Here is a 19409-nt window from a genome sequence, read left to right as displayed (position 1 = left end):
CATTATGCTGAAGGGTCGCCATTCATGGCGACCTGATATCTGAGTAATTAACGCCCCAGCTCGGTCAGCGACTTATCCAGCGCTCCCACCAGCCAGTCGATATCACCGCTCTGGAACGCCAGCGGCGGACGCAGTTTCAGCACGTTGCCGTACGGCCCGGCCACCGACGTCAGCACATGGTGATCGCGCAGCTTCTCGATCAAGTCCAGCGCCAGCGCTTTGTCCGGCGTCTTACTGCTGCGATCCTGCACCAGCTCAAACCCAATAAACAGCCCGGCACCGCGCACATCACCAATGCAGTCATGGCTGTCCATCAGCTTCTGCAGCTCCGCCAGCAGCTGTGCGCCGACCACGCGGCTATGCTCCTGCAGCCCCTCTTCCTGAATCACCGTCAGCACCGCCTGCGCAGCGGCCATCGCCACCGGATTGCCGCCGAAAGTATTGAAATAAGGGATCTCATCGCTGAACGCGGCCAGCACGTCGCTTTTCGCCAGCAGGCCGGAAACCGGAATACCGTTGCCCATCGGCTTACCGGTGGTGACCACATCCGGCACCACGCCGTGACGGGCAAAGCCCCAGAAGGCATCGCCGGTACGGGCAAAGCCGGGCTGCACTTCATCAGCGATAAAAATGCCGCCGTTAGCATGCACCACATCTACCGCTTGCTGCAGGAATCCGCGCGGATTAGGCAGCACGCCGTCGGAGGAGAAGATCGAGTCGGCGAGGAAACCGGCGAATTTAATGCCGTGCGCTTTCATGTCATCAATCTGCTGCTGAATCTGATCGGCGAACCATGCCCCGAGGTCGGGCGCATCGACGCGATAAGCATCCGGCGGTGGCACCAGACGGGTGGTCGCGGCCAGCGGCTGACCGCTACCCAGCGCCGGTGACGCGCCAGAGGTCAAATCACTGGTACCGTGGTACGCCTCCTGCGAGACAATAATGCCGGTGCCACCGCTCCAGGCGCGCGCCACGCGAATCGCCAAATCGTTGGCTTCTGAGCCGGTACACATATACATGGCGCGATCGATGGCTTCCGGCGTAGTCGCCAGCAACGCTTCGCTGTAGTCAAGAATGCGCTCATGCAGATAACGCGTGTGCGTGTTCAGCATCTTCATCTGCTGATTCACCGCCTCAATGACCGCCGGATGGCAGTGGCCGATACTCGCCACATTGTTATACACATCCAGATATTTATTACCCGCCGCATCCCATAAATACTGCCCTTCGCCGCGCACCAGATGCACCGGCTTGCGATAAAACAGACGATACGATTCGCCCAGCACTTTGCTGCGCTTGTCCGTCAGAGTGCGGGTGGCCGGATCCAGCGCGTCGGCGTGTTCGGCGCGAAAACTGTTGGTATCCATGATGGTGGAACGTGTAACCATGGTAACTCCCGTTGCGAAGGTGAAAGGGGTGTTTGCAGCCTGATCTCTGCGAACATCATGCCTGCTTTAGTGAAAAATGCAACCAAATACACAAATACAACCAAATACACATGACGCCACGATGACACTCAGGTAAGCTTAGGCCCAGCTTCGCTCTGCCACAGGGAAACGTCATGCTGCAGGAAACCCGTTTACATCGCATCCGCGCGCTGCTGAGCACGCAACATCAGCTCAGCACTGAACGCATCATCAAAGAGCTGGGCATTTCGCGGGAAACGGCACGGCGCGATATCATTTCGCTTGAGGCGCAGGGGCTGGCGCGCCGCGTACATGGCGGTCTGGTGGCGCTGGAGAGCCCGCCGGAGCCACCGCTGCAGGTGCGCCGTAACGCACAGGCCAGAGAGAAACGCGCGATTGCCGCCGCGGCGGTACAACATCTGCAACCCGGCCAGACGCTGTTCCTCGATGCCGGCACCACCACCACGCTGCTGGCTGAAGAGCTGCGCACCATGTCCGGCCTGACCATCATCACTAACAGTCTGCAGGCGGCACTGGCGCTTAGCGCGGCCGAAGAGCATGAAACCCTGAATAACCAGGTGCTGCTGCTGGGCGGCATGATGATGGCCGGCGCGCAGCAGACGCGGGGAGAAATGACGGTGGGGGAAATTTATCGATATCGCGCCGACGTGGCGCTGCTGTCACCGGTCGGCATCGATGCCCGAAACGGCGCCAGCAGCTTCCATCCGCATGAAGCCGCCATCGCGCACGCCATGGTACAGCAGGCCAGCCGCACCCTGCTGCTGGCGGATCACAGTAAACTCGGCGTGATCAGCCGTACCCAGTACGCCCCTGTCGGCGATATCGATCTGTTGATTTGCGACGGCGGCGCGGCAAAGCCCGGTGCGCTCAGCGCTCTGCAGCAGGCGTTAGCGGTGCAGGTGGTGTAAGGAACTGCCCGATGCACGGTCACCGTACTGACGGCACGGTGACCTCATCGATTATGGCTGAACCAGCGTGTGGATTTTTTGGCTTATTTTCTCAACCAGCCGTCCGTCATTTTTAAAAACAAACTCATCGGAAAATATCTGATGGCCGTTACTGTAGCCAGGCGACCACAGCTGATTATTTTTCAGTGAGTCCTGATAGATGCCAACCAGGGCTTTGTTATAAGCCGCCGAGATATGCACCACGGCGGTATCGGGAGTAATCACGCAATCACTTTTCTTAACCGCAGCGAAAGCGTGATACAGCGAGGGAACGCGGTATAACTTCGCGGGGTGCAGCGACGCCTGTTCCAGCGCGCCTTTGTGATCGAGCACCACGATATTGGTGGCCGCATTGTGCCTGACAATCGCCCCGATTAGCTCTTTCAGCTGCTGCTCAGAGAGGTCACGATCGGCATGACTGGCATAAATATTGATTAAAATATTGTGCTCATCAGCGGAAAACATGCCGGACTGGTGAATTTCGGCATCAATTCGCTCAGGGTAAAATATTTCATAATTCAGTCCATCAACCGTCTCAACCTGAAGATAGTCAAGAACCGCACGATAGATATTTTTAACGTGGTTATTAAGGTGATCGAACTGAATGTTGATATCGTAAGGTTTAAGCCAGCCAGGCTTGTTGAAACCCAGCGTCATTTTAGGATTGATATCGGCAATCATTTTGGGCATATACAGCGCGGTTTGCCAGATAGCCGTATCGATCAATAAATCGTAAGCATTGTCTCTCAGGAGGGTAACGACCTCACTCCCGATGGCGGTGTCATATTTATCGCGCTGATGACAATCGCAGAAACTGTCCGAGAGATAGATGTTGTGAATATACGGGTTATGTCGGAAAAGGCTCTCATTCTCCTTTACCGCCAGAATATCTACACGATACCCGGCTTCAAACAGCGCTCTGAGAAAACACGTAGAAACAATGGCATCGCCGATTTTACCTTCATTGCGAACCAGCAGAATGGATTTGATATCCTGTTTATTCTGTTTGTGGCATGAAGACTTTTTCCATTTCCTTGCTGCAAAATAAAGATCAAGAGAATATTTAATCTCTTTCTTTAAATAATTACGCCTGCGATTCAGCTGCCGCAGCTTTTTAATTAAAGCCATAATGGATATATTATTATTGATTGAGACGTTAATGATAGCGCATCAACTTCTTCATTCCTATCAAAAAGAATGTCACATTAAAAACTATTGCATGCATATTATTTAGCAGGCTAACCAGAAAAGCGCGGCGTAATAAAAGATTGCCTGACACCTCCCGGTACGCCGCATGCCGCGAACGATGAAATTCCCGGCATGTATCGCACATCAACCGTTAATCAGACGCTGCGGATGGCTGTACACCGTGGCGCGTCCCGGTTTAGAAAAACCGACCAGCGTCAGGTTACAGCGCTCGGCCACCTCAACGGCCAGCTGGGTGGCGGCCGAGACGGCAAACAGAATCTCTACGCCGCACATGGCAGATTTTTGCACCATCTCATAGCTGGCGCGGCTGGAAACCAGCACCGCGCCCTGCTGCCAGTGCTGCTGGCTGCGCTGGCCCAGCAGCTTATCCAGCGCCACGTGGCGCCCCACGTCTTCGCAGCCGCCCTGCAGTTCGCCCTGCGGCGACATCCACGCGGCGGCGTGCGTACAACCGGTCAGATTGCCGATGGGCTGGAAATCGCGCAGCTGTGCCAGCCCGTTATCGAGGCAGGCCAGATCGAAGGTCTGCGTAAACGGCAGCGGCTGCACCGGCTTGCCGATTTGATCCAGCTGCTCCACCCCGCACACGCCGCAACCGGTGCGGCCCGCCATGGCGCGACGCTGCGCCTTCAGCGCCATAAAACGCCGGCTGGAGAGTTCGATCTGCACTTCGAACCCATTGCAGCCCGGCACCACATCCATGCCATAGATCTCGCCGGGTTGCTCAATAATGCCTTCGGAAAGCGAAAAACCGAGCGCAAAAGCCTGCAGATTATCCGGCGTCGCCATCATCACCACGTGTGAAATACCGTTGTAGACCAGCGCCACCGGCACTTCCTGCGCCAGCCAGTCGCTTTCCGCTTCAGTAATCGCGTGGCGCTGCCATACGGTGGTCTGGCTCAGTCCTGCGATCTCATTCACATTCTGGTTACTTTTTTGCTGTTTCGCTTTCACTTCTCTCGTCTCGCATAACAACCACATTAAAGTAGTGGTAATATCAGGTCGCTTTTGACGCAATCCTGCGTGGAGCCATTCTGAACCCCGGCTCCATCCAGCGCAAAAAAATTATTACAGCAATGTCGACTCAAGGATTACCCATGAACGTCAGCCGAAGAAAATTCTTCAAGATCTGCGCTGGCGGTATGGCAGGAACCACGGCAGCACTGCTCGGCTTTACGCCGGAAGCCGCGCTGGCGGAAACACGGCAGTATAAGTTGCTGCGTGCCCGCGAAACCCGTAATACCTGCACTTACTGCTCAGTCGGCTGTGGCCTGTTAATGTACAGCCTCGGCGATGGCGCGAAAAACGCCAAAGAGACCATTTTCCACATCGAAGGGGATCCGGACCATCCGGTGAGCCGCGGCGCGCTCTGTCCGAAAGGCGCGGGCCTGCTTGATTTTGTCCACAGCGACAGCCGTCTGAAATATCCGGAATACCGTGCGCCAGGCTCCGACAAATGGCAGCGCATCAGCTGGGATGACGCCTTTACGCGCATCGCGCAGCTGATGAAAGCCGATCGCGACGCCAACTTTATCGCGCAGAACGCCGCCGGCGTGACGGTAAACCGCTGGCTCTCTACCGGCATGCTGTGCGCTTCGGCCTCCAGCAACGAAACCGGCTACTTAACGCAAAAATTTACCCGATCGCTCGGTATGCTGGCGGTCGACAACCAGGCACGCGTCTGACACGGACCAACGGTAGCAAGTCTTGCTCCAACATTTGGTCGCGGTGCGATGACCAACCACTGGGTCGACATCCGTAATGCCAATCTGGTTGTGGTGATGGGCGGAAACGCTGCTGAGGCGCATCCGGTCGGTTTCCGCTGGGCGATGGAAGCCAAAATTCACAACAAAGCCAAACTGATTGTTATCGATCCGCGCTTCACCCGCACGGCATCGGTGGCAGACTTTTACACGCCTATCCGCCCCGGCACCGACATTGCCTTCCTGTCGGGTGTGCTGCTGTGGCTGCTGCAGAATGACAAAATTCAGCATGAATATGTGCAGGCGTATACCAATGCCAGCCTGATTGTGCGGGAGGATTACCATTTCGACGATGGCCTGTTCAGCGGCTACGACGAAGCCAATCGCAAATATGACAAAACCAGCTGGAACTACGAGCTGGGCGACGACGGCTTTGCCAAACGCGATGACAGCCTGAGCCATCCGCGCTGCGTCTGGAATCTGCTGAAGCAGCACGTCAGCCGTTATACGCCGGAAATGGTCGAGCGCATCTGCGGCACGCCAAAGGCGGATTTCCTGCACGTCTGTGAGCTGATTGGCGAAACCAGCGCACGCGACCGCACCACCTCGTTCCTGTATGCGCTGGGCTGGACACAGCATTCGGTCGGGGCGCAAAACATTCGCACCATGGCGATGATTCAGCTGCTGCTGGGCAATATGGGGATGGCCGGCGGTGGCGTCAATGCGCTGCGCGGACACTCCAATATTCAGGGTCTGACCGATCTCGGCCTGCTGTCGCAAAGCCTGCCGGGCTATATGACGCTGCCGTCGGAAAAACAGACCGATCTCACCAGCTATCTGGCGGCGAACACGCCGAAGCCGACGCTGCCGGGCCAGGTGAATTACTGGGGCAACTACCCGAAATTCTTCGTCAGCATGATGAAAGCCTTCTTTGGCGATAAAGCGCAGGCGGAGAACAGCTGGGGCTTTGACTGGCTGCCGAAGTGGGACAAAGGCTACGACGTGCTGCAGTACTTCGAGATGATGTCGCAGGGCAAGGTTAACGGCTATCTGTGCCAGGGCTTTAACCCGGTGGCGTCGTTCCCGAACAAGCGCAAAGTGATCGATTCGCTGTCGAAGCTGAAGTTCCTCGTCACCATCGACCCGCTCAACACCGAAACCTCGACCTTCTGGCAAAACCACGGCGAGTTTAACGATGTCGATCCGGCGCAGATTCAGACCGAAGTGTTCCGTCTGCCGTCAACCTGCTTTGCCGAGGAGAACGGCTCAATCGTTAACTCCGGCCGCTGGCTGCAGTGGCACTGGAAAGGTCAGGATGCGCCGGGCGAAGCGCTCAACGACGGTGAAATTCTTTCCGGTATCTATCTGCGTCTGCGTGAGATGTATGCGCGCGAAGGCGGTGCACAGCCAGAGCCGGTGCTGAACATGACCTGGAACTACCTGACGCCCGACAATCCGGCCTCGGAAGAGGTGGCGATGGAGAGCAACGGCAAGGCGCTGGCGGACATCTACGATGACAAAGGCACGCTACTGGTGAAAAAAGGCCAGCAGCTCAGCACCTTTGCCCATCTGAAAGATGACGGCAGCACCAGCAGCGGCTGCTGGATTTTCGCCGGTAGCTGGACACCGGACGGTAACCAGATGGCGCGTCGCGATAACACCGATCCGAGCGGGCTGGGCAATACGCTGAACTGGAGCTGGGCGTGGCCGCTGAACCGCCGCATCCTGTATAACCGCGCCTCCGCCGACCCACAGGGCAACCCGTGGGATCCGAAACGCCAGATCCTCAAATGGGATGGCAGCAAGTGGGGCGGTATGGATATTCCGGACTACAGCACGGCCGCGCCGGGCAGTAACGTCGGGCCGTTTATCATGCAGCCGGAAGGCATGGGTCGCCTGTTCGCCATCGACAAAATGGCAGAAGGACCGTTCCCGGAGCACTACGAGCCGTTTGAAACGCCGCTCGGCACCAACCCGCTGCATCCTGACGTGGTCTCCAACCCGGCCGCGCGCGTGTTCAAAGACGATCTGGCGGCGATGGGCAAAGCGGAGCAGTTCCCGTATGTCGGCACCACGTATCGTCTGACCGAGCATTTCCATTACTGGACCAAACACGCGTTGCTTAACGCCATCGCGCAGCCGGAACAGTTTGTGGAGATTGGCGAGAAGCTGGCGAACAAGCTCGGCATCGCTCAGGGCGACACGGTGAAGGTGAGCTCCAACCGCGGCTATATCAAAGCCAAAGCGGTGGTCACCAAGCGCCTGCGTCCGCTCAACGTCGATGGCAAAACTGTCGATACCATTGGCATCCCGATTCACTGGGGCTATCAGGGCGTGGCGAAAAAAGGCTTTATCGCCAATACCCTGACGCCGTTTGTCGGTGACGCCAACACGCAAACGCCGGAGTTTAAGGCGTTCCTGGTTAACGTCGAGAAGGTGTAACGGAGAACGAAGATGGCTTATCAATCGCAAGACATTATCCGCCGCTCCGCCACCAATGGTTTCACGCCTGCCCCGCAGGCGCGTGACCATCAGCAGGAAGTGGCGAAACTGATCGACGTCACCACCTGCATCGGCTGTAAGGCGTGTCAGGTCGCGTGTTCAGAGTGGAACGACATCCGTGACGAGGTCGGTCATAACGTCGGGGTGTATGACAACCCGGCGGATTTGACCGCCAAATCCTGGACGGTGATGCGTTTCTCGGAAGTCGAGGAGAACGGCAAGCTGGAGTGGCTGATCCGCAAGGATGGCTGTATGCACTGCGCCGACCCCGGCTGCCTGAAAGCCTGTCCGTCGGAAGGCGCGATTATTCAGTACGCGAACGGGATCGTCGATTTTCAATCGGAACAGTGCATTGGCTGCGGCTACTGCATCGCCGGCTGTCCGTTTGACGTGCCGCGGCTGAATAAAGACGACAACCGCGTGTATAAATGCACGCTGTGCGTCGATCGCGTTAACGTCGGTCAGGAACCGGCGTGCGTGAAAACCTGTCCGACCGGGGCGATTCACTTCGGCAGCAAAAGCGATATGCAGCAGCTGGCTGCCGATCGCGTCGCCGAGCTAAACACGCGCGGCTATGCCAACGCCGGGCTGTACGATCCGGCTGGCGTCGGCGGCACGCACGTCATGTACGTGCTGCACCACGCCGACAAACCGCAGCTGTATCACGGCCTGCCGGCCAACCCGAGCATCAGCCCGGCGGTCACCTTCTGGAAAGGCGTCTGGAAACCGCTGGCTGCTATCGGCTTTGCCGCCACCTTCGCCGCCGCGGTGTTCCACTACGTTGGTGTCGGTCCGAACCGGGTGGAAGAGGACGACGACGAAAACCTGCATGAAAAAGAGGAGCGCGAATGATGAAAAAGCGCGATCGTCTGGTGCGCTACAGCGCGCCGGAACGCATCAATCACTGGATTGTCGCGTTCTGTTTTGTGTTTGCCGCGCTCAGCGGACTGGGTTTCTTTTTCCCGTCGTTTAACTGGCTGATGCACGTGCTCGGTACGCCACAGCTGGCGCGTATTCTGCACCCGTTCGTCGGCGTGGTGATGTTTGCAGCCTTTATTATCATGTTCTTACGCTACTGGAAGCACAATCTTATCCAGCGCGACGATCTGGTATGGGCGAAAAATATCCGCAAAATCGTGCGTAATGAAGAGGTGGGCGATACCGGGAAATACAACTTCGGGCAGAAGTGTGTGTTCTGGGCTGCTATCATCAGCTTAGTCTTGCTGCTGGCGAGCGGAATTGTCATCTGGCGCCCCTGGTTCGCCGGGTACTTCACCATTCCGCTGATTCGCGCCGCGCTGGTGGTGCATTCGGTCTCGGCTGTGGCACTGATCATGACGATTATGGTGCATATTTATGCCGCCCTGTGGGTGAAAGGCACCATTACCGCCATGGTTGAGGGCTGGGTACCGGCCGCGTGGGCGAAGAAACATCACCCACGCTGGTATCGCGAGCAGCGCCAACGCCAAACACAACAGGAAAAACGTCCCTGATGAGTATTCGCATCATCCCGCAGGAGCAGCTGGAGAAGAGCGAAAAGAACACGGCGGAGCAAGTTCCGCCGTTACTTTTCCCCCGGCTGAAAAATCTCTACAGCCGCCGTGCGGCGCGGTTGCGTGATCTGGCGGCGAAAAATCCGCTGGGCGACTACCTGCGTTTTGCCGCGGTGATCGCGCAGGCCCAGGAAATCGTGCTGTATGACCATCCGCTGCAGATCGATCTGCATCAGCGGCTGGCCGAGAGCGCGCAGCAGGGCAAACCGCCGCTGGATATTCACACTTACCCGCGCGATGTGCACTGGCAGCGGCTGCTGCATTCGCTGATCGCCGAGCTGAAGCCAGAGATGAGCGGCCAGGCGCTGGCGGTGCTGGAGAATCTGGAGAAGGCCTCGTCCACCGAGCTGGAAACCCTTGCCAGCGCGCTGCTGGAGGGCGAATTCGCCCAGGTCAGCAGTGATAAAGCCCCGTTCATCTGGGCGGCGCTGTCAATTTACTGGGCGCAGATGGCAGCGATGATCCCCGGCAAAGCGCGGGCCGAATATGGCGAGCACCGTCAGTTCTGCCCGGTGTGCGCCAGCGTGCCGGTCGCCAGCGTGGTGCACATGGACGTTGGCCAGCAGGGTCTGCGCTATCTGCACTGTAATCTGTGCGAAAGCGAGTGGTACGTGGTGCGCAGCAAGTGCTCGAACTGCGAGCAAACGCGCGATCTGCATTACTGGTCGCTGGACAGCGAGCAGGCCGCCGTGAAAGCCGAAAGCTGCGGCGACTGCGGTACCTATCTGAAGATGCTATACCAGGAGAAAGATCCGGCGCTGGAACCGGTGGCCGACGATCTCGCCTCGCTGGTGCTGGATGCCCGCATGGAGCAGGAAGGATTCGCGCGCAGCAGCCTGAATCCGTTTATGTTTCCCGGGGATTGATGTGCAGTAAATTTACTCATTCTGCGATTTGTAGCGGCGCGATTTATCGCGCGGTTTTGCACCATCAAACCCTGCGCGATAAATCGCGCCGCTACAATGTGGAGCCTGGCATTTATCGCAACGGAGACACCTGATGAAACTGATTGGCAGCTATACCAGCCCGTTTGTGCGCAAAATCTCAGTGATCCTGCTGGAAAAGGGCCTGGTGTTTGAATTCGTCAACCACTCTCCGTGGGAGCCTGACAGCCACGTCCCGCAGTACAATCCGCTGGGTAAAGTGCCGGCCTTCATTGATGACCAGCAGCTGACCTGGTTTGACTCCTCAATTATTGCTCAGGTGATTGAGCTGCGTGGCGATGCGCCTGCCCTGCTGCCCGACGACGCGCTGCGCGCCCTGCAGATCCGCCAGCTGGAGAAGCTGGCCGACGGCATCAATGATGCGGCGGTGATGATCGTGCGCGAACAGATGCGTCCCGGCGATCGGCAATCGGAAGAGGTGCTGCTGCGTAATCGCGAGAAAATCGCGCGCGGCCTCGACGCGCTGGAAACCGCCGCCGCACAGGGCGAGTTGCTCAACAGCGGCACGCTCAACCTCGCCGATATCGCTACCGGCTGCACCCTGGGCTATCTCAATTTTCGCCGCGTGCTGCCCAACTGGTGCGTCAATCGCCCGGCGCTGGTTAAACTGGCAGAAACGCTGTTCGAGCGGGAAAGCTTTGCCCGTACGGTTCCGCCCACCCACTAAGTGATGTGATGAAAGCCCTCTACAGTCAGCTCCCTGCCATCGACAGCCTGCTGCGCGCTCCGGCGCTGCAGCCGCTGCTGGCACAATCCGGTACCGCCTTTATCACGCGCCAGCTGCGCGGCATGCAGCAGGAGGCGCGCGACCACATTCAGCAACATCAATCGTTACCGCACTGGCACGCCAGCTGGCCGGATGAAGCGCTGCGCCGCGCACAGCAGCAGCAGCAAAGCGCGCTGCGCCCGGTGTTTAACCTGACCGGCACCGTGCTGCACACCAATCTGGGGCGCGCGCAGCTCAGCGATCGCGCCATCGCGGCGGTCAGCGCCTGTCTGCGCCAGCCGGTAACGCTGGAGTATGCGCTGGACGACGCGGCGCGCGGTCATCGCGATCGCGCAGTCAGCGCACTGCTGTGCGAGCTAACCGGCGCCGAAGCTGCCTGTATCGTCAATAACAATGCCGCTGCGGTACTGCTGATGCTGGCCAGCCTGGCAGCGGGTCGCGACGTGATTATGTCGCGCGGCGAACTGGTGGAGATCGGCGGCGCATTCCGTATCCCTGACGTGATGCGCCAGGCGGGCTGCCGATTGGTGGAGGTTGGCACCACCAATCGCACCCATCTGAAGGATTATCGCGGCGCCATCGCCGGGGATAGCGGCCTGCTGATGAAGGTACACACCAGTAATTACCAGATTCAGGGCTTTACCCATGCCGTGTCTGAAGCCGAGCTGGTGCAGTTAGGCGACGCGCACGGCCTGCCGGTGATCAGCGATCTCGGCAGCGGTTCGCTGGTGGATATGACGGCGTACGGGTTGCCGCCTGAACCGATGCCGCAGCAGCTGATTGCGGCCGGCGTGAGCCTGGTGAGTTTCTCCGGTGACAAACTGCTGGGTGGCCCGCAGGCCGGGATTATCGTCGGCAAAAAAGCGCTGATTGACCAGCTGCAACAGCATCCGCTGAAGCGCGCACTGCGCGTCGATAAAATGACGCTGGCGGCGCTGGAAGCGACGCTGCAGCTCTACCGTCAGCCGGAAACCCTGCACGAGGCGCTGCCAACACTGCGCCTGCTGACGCGCAGCGCGCACGATATTCTGCAACAGGCTGAACGTCTGATGCCGGCGCTGGAGCACGCCTTCAGCGCCGATTTTTTGCTGGCGATCGCTGCCTGTTCCTCGCAAATTGGCAGCGGTTCGCTGCCAGTCGAACGTCTGCCCAGCTTTGCTATCACCTTCACGCCACGCGACGGTCACGGCAGCCAGCTCAACGCCCTGGCGCAGCGCTGGCGCCAGCTGGCACGCCCGGTGATCGGCCGCCTGCAGGAGGGCAAACTGTGGCTGGATTTGCGCTGCCTTGATGACGAAGCCGCCCTGATACGGACTTTAGTACCATGATTATTGCCACGGCCGGACATGTCGATCACGGTAAAACTGCGCTGTTGCAGGCCCTGACCGGGATTGATGCCGATCGCCTGCCGGAAGAGAAACGGCGCGGCATGACCATCGATCTCGGTTATGCCTACTGGCCGCAGCCCGATGGCCGCACGCTGGGCTTCATTGATGTGCCTGGCCATGAAAAATTTCTCGCCAACATGCTGGCCGGCATCGGCGGCATCCATCATGCGCTGCTGGTGGTGGCCTGTGACGATGGCGTGATGCCGCAGACGCGTGAGCATTTACAGCTGCTGAGCCTCGCCGGACAGCCGCCGCTGAGCGTGGCGCTGACCAAAGCCGACCGCGTTGACGCCGCACGCATCGCGGAGGTGCAGCAGCAGGTCGCGCAGCTCACGCAGCAGCTCGGCTGGCCAGCGGCAGCGCAGTTTGTTACCAGCAGCCATACGCTGCAGGGCATTGAAACGCTGCGCCAGCACCTCTGCAGCCTGAACGCACCGGCGTTTGAGCCTGGCCGCCGTTTCCGGCTCGCCATCGACCGCGCTTTCACGCTGAAAGGCACCGGGCTGGTGGTCACCGGCACCGCGCTGAGCGGTGAAGTCAGGGTGGGCGACACGCTGTGGCTCAGCAGCCTGAACCTGCCGCTGCGCGTGCGGGCGCTGCATGCGCAGAACCAGCCGGTGACGCGCGCGCAGGCGGGCGAGCGCATCGCGCTGAATATCGTCGGTGACGTGGAGAAAGCACAGATTACGCGCGGCGACTGGCTGCTGGCGCAGCCGCGTCCCGCCGGCACGCAGCGGCTGATCGTCGCACTGCGCCTGCTGCAGCCGCTGAAAACGGCCTCGCAGCCGGTGCATCTGCATCACGCGGCCAGCCACGTCACCGGCCGCTTAACGCAGCTCACGGACGATGTGGCTGAACTGGTGCTCAGCCAGCCGCTGTGGCTGGCGGAAAACGATCGGATAATTATCCGCGACAGCAATGCGCAGCACACGCTGGGCGGCGGATGCGTACTGCTGTGCGACAGCAAAAAGCGCGGTAAACGCCAGCCGGACTATCTGCAGTGGCTACAGCAGCTGGCCGCGGCGCGCGATGACAGCGCCAGCCTGCAGGCGCATCTGGCGTATCAACCGGCCGCGTATGACGAGCTCGGCTGGGCGCGCCAGCTCACTGCGCCGGCGCTGGACGCGCTGCTGCTGCCGCTGAATCCGGTACGGCTGGGTACCAGCCTGATGAGCGACACAATGGCCAGCGCCTGGCAGCAGCGTTTACGGGAAGCGCTGAGCGCCTTCCACCAGCAGCACCCTGAGCTGCCGGGCATCGGCCACGATCGCCTGCGCCGTGTGGCGCTGCCGCATGCGCCGGCACCGCTGGTGCCGGGATTAATCGATCAGATGCTGGCACAAGGCGAGCTGCGGCAGAAACAGGGCTGGCTGCACCTGCCCGACTTCGCGCCGCGCTTTAATCCGCAGGAAGCCACGCTGTGGCAGCAGGTCGAGCCGCTGTTCAGCGACCAGCCGCTGTGGGTGCGCGATATTGCCGATGCGCTGCAGCAGGATGAAGAGCAGATTCGCGGTTTATTACTCACCGCGGCGCGTCTCGGCCATATCACAGCGATCGTGCGCGATCGCTACTACCGCAGCGCGCAGATCCAGATCTTCGCCGATCTGATTCGTCAGCGTGCGGCCGCCGGAGGCAGCACCAGCGCCGCTGACTTCCGCAACCAGCTGGGTACCGGCCGCAAAGTCGCGGTGCAGATTCTGGAATTCTTTGACCGCAGCGGCTTTACCCGCCGTCGCGGTAACGATCACCTGCTTCGCGACGCGCGCCTGTTCACCCCTTCTGCCGCCTGAAACAAAAAAAGGGACGATTGCTCGTCCCTTCGGTTCACTTCTGCCCATCGCTTACTGCAGCAGCGAAATGTCCGCCACCTGCAGGAACAGTTCGCGCAGTTGCGCCAGCAGCGTCAGGCGATTGATACGCACCGCTTCGTCATCGGCATTCACCATGACGTTGTCGAAGAAGTTATCCACCGCTTCGCGCAGCTGCGCCAGCTCCACCAGAGCATCCTGATAGCGGCCTTCCGCAAAGTACGGCTGCAGCTTGTCGCCCAGCGCGGTGACAAAGGTCGCCAGCTGAATTTCAGCGTTCTCTTTCAGCAGGGACGCCTGCACGCTGTCGTTCAGGGTTTCGGTGGCTTTCGCCAGGATATTCGACACGCGCTTGTTAGCCGCCGCCAGTGCCGAGGCCGCTTCCAGCGTACGGAAGTGCGAAACCGCCTTCATACGTGCATTGAAATCGGCCGGACGGGTTGGACGACGCGCCAGCACCGCCTGAATGGTGTCAACGCTGTGGCCCTCTTCCTGATACCAGGCGCGGAAACGACCCAGCATGAAGTCGATGACATCATCAACCACGTTGGCGTTGCTCAGCTTGCTGCCGTACAGGCGCACCGCTTCTTCCGTCAGGGTTTGCAGATCGAGCGGCAGGTTCTTCTCAACGATGATACGCAGCACGCCCAGCGCGGCACGACGCAGCGCAAACGGGTCTTTATCGCCTTTCGGATGCTGTCCGATGCCGAAGATACCGGCCAGGGTATCCATTTTATCGGCAATCGCCACGGCGCAGGCCACCGGACTGGACGGCAGATCGTCACCGGCGAAACGCGGCTGGTACTGCTCGTTAAGTGCGACCGCCACATCTTCCGCTTCACCATCGTGGCGCGCGTAGTGCATGCCCATCACACCCTGGGTGTCGGTGAACTCGAACACCATATTGGTCATCAGGTCGCACTTCGACAGCAGGCCAGCGCGCGTGGCGTGATTGACATCAGCGCCAATCTGCGCGGCAATCCAGCCGGCCAGCGCCTGAATACGGTCGGTTTTGTCACGCAGCGTACCCAGCTCTTTCTGGAACAGCACGGTTTCCAGACGCGGCAGGTTATCTTCCAGACGCTTTTTGCGGTCGGTGTTGAAGAAGAACTCGGCATCGGCCAGACGCGGACGCACCACTTTTTCATTACCGGCAATGATCTGCTGCGGATCGCGCGATTCAATGTTGGTGACGAAGATGAAGTTGGGCAGCAGCTGGCCGTCTTCGGCGTACACCGGGAAGTATTTCTGATCCCCTTTCATGGTGTACACCAGCGCTTCAGCCGGTACCGCGAGGAACTTCTCTTCAAACTTCGCCGTCAGCACCACCGGCCACTCCACCAGCGAAGCCACCTCTTCCAGCAGGCTGTCGCTCAGGTCGGCTTTACCGCCCAGCTGCTGCGCGGCGGCTTCGGCATCGGCTTTGATTTTGGCTTTACGCGTGGCGTAATCGGCGATCACTTTACCGCGCTCCTGCAGCAGCTGCGGATATTGATCGGCATTGTCCAGCGTCAACTCCGGCTCGCCCATGAAGCGGTGGCCGCGAATAACGCGATCGGACTGAATACCGAGGATGGTGGCCGGAATCAGCTCATCACCCAGCAGCAGCGTCACGGTGTGCACCGGACGCACGAACTGCACGTCGCTGGCGCCCCAGCGCATCAGTTTTGGAATCGGCAGCTTGCTTAGCGCGGTCGCGACCATCGCCGGCAGCAGCGCCTGCGCGCTTTCGCCTTTTACTGCAGCACGATGCACCAGCCACTCGCCTTTGTCAGTGCTGAGACGCTCAGCCTGCTCTACGGTGATGCCGTTGCCACGTGCCCAGCCTTCTGCCGCTTTAGTCGGCTTGCCTTCGGCATCAAACGCCGCAGCGACAGCCGGGCCACGCTTTTCTACTTCGCGATCGGGCTGCGCGGCCGCCAGCTGTGCCACTTTCAGCGCCAGACGACGCGGTGCCGCAAACCAGCTGACGTCGCCATGCGCCAGACCGGCGCTGTCGAGCTCAGCGGTAAAGTGCGCAGCAAAGGCTTCTGCCAGGCTGCGCAGGGCTTTCGGAGGCAACTCTTCGGTGCCAATTTCCACCAGGAAAGTTTTATCGGTCATGGCTGCCTCTTACTTATTACGGTTGCACATAGGGAAGCCGAGCGCCTCGCGGGAGGCATAATAGGCTTCCGCCACGGCTTTCGTCAGGGTGCGGATACGCAGGATATAGCGCTGGCGCTCGGTCACTGAGATCGCCTTGCGCGCATCAAGCAGGTTGAAGCTGTGCGCGGCTTTGAGAATGCGCTCATAGGCCGGCAGCGGCAGCGGTTTTTCCAGCGCCAGCAGCTGCTGTGCCTCTTTTTCATACTGCTCGAAGCAGCTGAACAGGAAATCGACGTCGGCGTACTCAAAGTTGTAGGTCGACTGCTCCACTTCGTTCTGGTGGAACACGTCACCGTAGGTGGTTTTGCCGAACGCGCCGTCGCTCCAGGTAAGATCGTACACGCTGTCCACGCCCTGGATGTACATCGCCAGGCGCTCCAGACCGTAGGTGATCTCGCCGGTCACCGGCTTACACTCCAGGCCGCCGACCTGCTGGAAGTAGGTGAACTGCGTGACTTCCATGCCGTTCAGCCACACTTCCCAGCCGAGTCCCCAGGCACCCAGCGTTGGGTTTTCCCAGTTATCTTCGACGAAGCGAATGTCATGCACGCCAGGGTCGATACCGAGCTCTTTCAGCGATCCGAGGTACAGCTCCTGAAGGTTGTCCGGGTTCGGCTTAATCACCACCTGGAACTGGTAGTAGTGCTGTAAACGGTTCGGGTTTTCACCGTAGCGGCCATCGGTGGGACGGCGCGATGGCTGCACGTAGGCGCTCGCCATCGGCTCTGGCCCGAGAGCACGCAGGCAAGTCATAGGGTGAGAAGTGCCAGCGCCCACTTCCATGTCCAGCGGCTGGACGATGGTGCAGCCCTGACGCGCCCAGTAATCCTGCAAGGTCAGGATCAGGCCCTGAAAGGTCTTGGTATCAAACTTTTGCATGTTGAATTCGCACGCGATACGGGTGGATTTAAAAAGAGTGCGACAGTATACCCTTTGACCGCGCATTGTGCAGCCGGAAATCCTGGCGCAGGCGGCTGCGGTTGTGCGGCGGTTAACAGAGAGCTCCGAAATCCAGGCTGCGGGGGTTGTTGGCCCGCTGTGCACTGGCTACCCTTCTTCGCACGGAGTACGCACGAGGAAGCCATGTCGCAAAAAATCTGCTGGATTGATAACTTACGCGCGGTCGCCTGTCTGATGGTGATCGTCATTCACACCACCACCTGGTACATCACCGGACCGATGGCAGTCACCGGACCCAGCTGGGACGTCGCCAATCTGCTTAACTCGGCTTCGCGCGTCTGCGTGCCGCTGTTCTTCATGATTTCCGGTTATCTGTTCTTTGGCGAACGCAGCGCGCAGGGCCGCCATCTGCTGCGCATTGTGCTGTGCCTGCTGTTCTACAGCGCCGTCGCGCTAGCCTACATCACCTGGCTGACGCCGATCAGCGAAGGCCGTTCGCTGCTGAAGCTGTTGCAGAAGCCGGTGTTCTACCATCTGTGGTTCTTCTTCGCCATTATCGGCATCTACCTGCTGTCTCCGCTGATTCAGGTGAAAAACGTGCCGCCGCGCTATGTGGCGCTGCTGGTGCTGGTCCTCGCGGTGATCGCCAATCCGAACACCGTCAGCCAGTCGCTGGGGCCGTTCCACTGGCTGCCGGTCAATCTGTATGTCAGCGGCGACTCGATTTACTACCTGCTATACGCGCTGCTTGGACGGGCGATTGGCGTGATGGATACCGACAGGCGCGGCATCAGCTGGCTGGCCGGGCTGAGTTTTATCGCCTGCGTCATCGGTATCGCGCTTGGCACCAGACAGATGCTGAAGATTAACGGCGCGTTTAATGACACCTGGTATCTTTACTGTGGCCCTCTGGTGTTTATCGCGGCGATAAGCCTGCTGGTGCTGTTTAAAAATGTGCTGAACCACCGGCCGCTGCCGCTGCTGGCAACCATTTCACGCTATTCGCTGCCGATTTATGGTTTCCATGCGCTATTCATTCACTATCTGCGCACCCATCATTACGACGATATGTCGCGGCCGTGGCTGGATCTGCCGTGGGTCTTTGGCGTAACCCTGCTGGGCAGCCTGCTGCTGGCGATGTTGCTGAAACGCGTGGACAAGCATCATCTGGTGAGCTGATCGTCCCAGCGCTGCCGGGCGCGACGCAGCTGGCGTGCCGAGGAGAAGCCGGCGGCCAGCGCCGCTTTCTCCGCCGCTTCCCCCTGCTGCTGGCGCTGGCGCGCAATCACCAGCCGCAGCTGCTCGTGGTATTCCCGCACGCTGATACCCAAATGCTGGCGAAACAGGCGCGTCAGATGGCGCTCGCTGACGTGGGCGCGTTCGGCCAGCGCGCTCAGCGACCAGTCATGTTCCGGATGTGCAATCATCGCGTCCTGCGCGCGATGAATCGCCGGATGCAGATGATTACGATAACGCAGCCACGGCGAGAGTTGCGGATCGTCACCCGAGCGGCGGAACCACACCACCATCTCCCGCGCCACCGTTAGCGCCTGCCGCGCGCCGCACAGACGGTTGATCAGGTGCAGCGCCAGATCGATACCCGCAGTAATTCCCGCGCTGGTCCAGATGCCGGCATCTTCCACAAACACGCGGTTGTCTTTCACCAGCGCAGCCGGCGCGGCAGCTTTCAGGCGCGGCAACACATCATGGTGCGTGGTGCACTGTACGCCATCCAGCAGACCAGCCTGCGCGGAGAGCAGCGCGCCGGAGCAAATACACACGAGGGTAATGCGCCGCGTATGAATCGCGCCGTGTTGCTGGCGCAGCCAGTCACGCGCCTGCCCGGCTGCCCCGGTATCGAACCAGATGCGGGAATCGAACACGCCGGGCACAATCAGCAGACTGTTATCGGGTAGCGTGGCGGGCAGCGGTGCAATATCAGCAATGGTCATGCCGGTCGAGCAGGTGACGCTCGCCTGTGGGCCGATGTAGTGCAGCGCAAAATGTCCGCCCGCCAGCTGCAGCGTCTCTGCCGGCCCGGTGAGGTCGAGCGCCATGACGCCCGGCAGGACAAGAAAATAGACGGGCTGCGGCATGGTGGGTTCCTCAGGCGATGAAGGGTAACGATGGGCGAAGATGCGCAGCCAAATCCGGCC

General features: G+C 59.7%; 15 protein-coding genes. 9 read left to right on the top strand and 6 right to left on the bottom strand.

Annotation, left to right across the window (positions count from 1 at the left end):
* Positions 1-47 precede the first annotated feature (47 nt).
* Entirely contained in the window at positions 48-1388 is a 1341-nt protein-coding gene (locus ABVR31_RS00645; RefSeq protein WP_371222002.1) for an aspartate aminotransferase family protein, read from the bottom strand.
* Positions 1389-1561: 173 nt separating this feature from the next.
* On the opposite strand from ABVR31_RS00645, the gene ABVR31_RS00640 reads away from it, so the two are divergent.
* Positions 1562-2335, top strand: coding sequence for a DeoR/GlpR family DNA-binding transcription regulator (locus ABVR31_RS00640; RefSeq protein WP_088516188.1), 774 nt, complete (start codon positions 1562-1564; stop codon positions 2333-2335).
* A 51-nt stretch (positions 2336-2386) separates the two neighbouring features.
* On the opposite strand, the gene ABVR31_RS00635 is transcribed toward ABVR31_RS00640, so the two are convergent.
* Positions 2387-3502, bottom strand: coding sequence for a glycosyltransferase family 9 protein (locus tag ABVR31_RS00635; protein WP_283341831.1), 1116 nt, complete (start codon positions 3500-3502; stop codon positions 2387-2389).
* Between the two features lie 204 nt (positions 3503-3706).
* Positions 3707-4537: a formate dehydrogenase accessory sulfurtransferase FdhD gene (fdhD, locus tag ABVR31_RS00630; RefSeq protein ID WP_058758153.1), complete on the bottom strand. Its 831-nt coding sequence runs from the start codon at positions 4535-4537 to the stop codon at positions 3707-3709.
* A gap of 143 nt (positions 4538-4680) precedes the next feature.
* Between fdhD and fdnG the strand changes: the two genes are divergently transcribed.
* The 7 genes from fdnG (at position 4681) to selB (ending at position 14190) form a co-directional block, all read left to right on the top strand.
* On the top strand, positions 4681-7728 hold the full coding sequence (gene fdnG, locus ABVR31_RS00625; RefSeq protein WP_081049407.1) for a formate dehydrogenase-N subunit alpha: 3048 nt from the start codon (positions 4681-4683) through the stop codon (positions 7726-7728).
* Positions 7729-7740: 12 nt separating this feature from the next.
* Positions 7741-8640: a formate dehydrogenase subunit beta gene (gene fdxH / locus ABVR31_RS00620; protein ID WP_021506856.1), complete on the top strand. Its 900-nt coding sequence runs from the start codon at positions 7741-7743 to the stop codon at positions 8638-8640.
* Entirely contained in the window at positions 8640-9281 is a 642-nt protein-coding gene (gene fdoI, locus ABVR31_RS00615; RefSeq protein ID WP_031279592.1) for a formate dehydrogenase cytochrome b556 subunit, read from the top strand. Before fdxH ends, fdoI begins: the two co-directional genes overlap by 1 nt.
* Positions 9281-10207, top strand: coding sequence for a formate dehydrogenase accessory protein FdhE (gene fdhE, locus ABVR31_RS00610; RefSeq protein ID WP_058770768.1), 927 nt, complete (start codon positions 9281-9283; stop codon positions 10205-10207). The genes fdoI and fdhE overlap by 1 nt, the downstream gene beginning before the upstream one ends.
* A gap of 133 nt (positions 10208-10340) precedes the next feature.
* Positions 10341-10952, top strand: coding sequence for a glutathione S-transferase (locus tag ABVR31_RS00605; RefSeq protein WP_021506859.1), 612 nt, complete (start codon positions 10341-10343; stop codon positions 10950-10952).
* A gap of 8 nt (positions 10953-10960) precedes the next feature.
* On the top strand, positions 10961-12340 hold the full coding sequence (gene selA, locus ABVR31_RS00600) for an L-seryl-tRNA(Sec) selenium transferase (protein WP_372771696.1): 1380 nt from the start codon (positions 10961-10963) through the stop codon (positions 12338-12340).
* Positions 12337-14190 carry a selenocysteine-specific translation elongation factor gene (gene selB / locus ABVR31_RS00595; RefSeq protein WP_372771695.1) on the top strand — a complete coding sequence of 618 codons (1854 nt, stop codon included), beginning with the start codon at positions 12337-12339 and terminating at the stop codon, positions 14188-14190. Before selA ends, selB begins: the two co-directional genes overlap by 4 nt.
* A 51-nt stretch (positions 14191-14241) precedes the next feature.
* Here selB and glyS read toward each other — a convergent pair whose 3' ends face one another.
* Together glyS and glyQ are read right to left on the bottom strand one after the other, a co-directional pair.
* Positions 14242-16311, bottom strand: a complete 2070-nt coding sequence (glyS, locus tag ABVR31_RS00590; protein ID WP_372771694.1) for a glycine--tRNA ligase subunit beta — start codon at positions 16309-16311, stop codon at positions 14242-14244.
* Between the two features lie 9 nt (positions 16312-16320).
* Entirely contained in the window at positions 16321-17232 is a 912-nt protein-coding gene (gene glyQ, locus ABVR31_RS00585; protein WP_021506863.1) for a glycine--tRNA ligase subunit alpha, read from the bottom strand.
* Positions 17233-17436: 204 nt separating this feature from the next.
* On the opposite strand from glyQ, the gene ABVR31_RS00580 reads away from it, so the two are divergent.
* A complete protein-coding gene (locus tag ABVR31_RS00580; RefSeq protein WP_058758160.1) occupies positions 17437-18432 on the top strand; it encodes an acyltransferase in 996 nt (331 codons plus the stop codon).
* On the opposite strand, the gene ABVR31_RS00575 is transcribed toward ABVR31_RS00580, so the two are convergent.
* Positions 18417-19349, bottom strand: a complete 933-nt coding sequence (locus ABVR31_RS00575) for a GlxA family transcriptional regulator (RefSeq protein ID WP_260642156.1) — start codon at positions 19347-19349, stop codon at positions 18417-18419. The two genes, ABVR31_RS00580 and ABVR31_RS00575, sit on opposite strands and share 16 nt — an antisense overlap.
* Positions 19350-19409 lie beyond the last annotated feature (60 nt).

Source organism: Pantoea sp. WEP (assembly GCF_041678305.1).
Lineage (GTDB): Bacteria > Pseudomonadota > Gammaproteobacteria > Enterobacterales > Enterobacteriaceae > Pantoea > Pantoea dispersa.
This window is presented reverse-complemented; position numbering and strand designations above follow the sequence as displayed.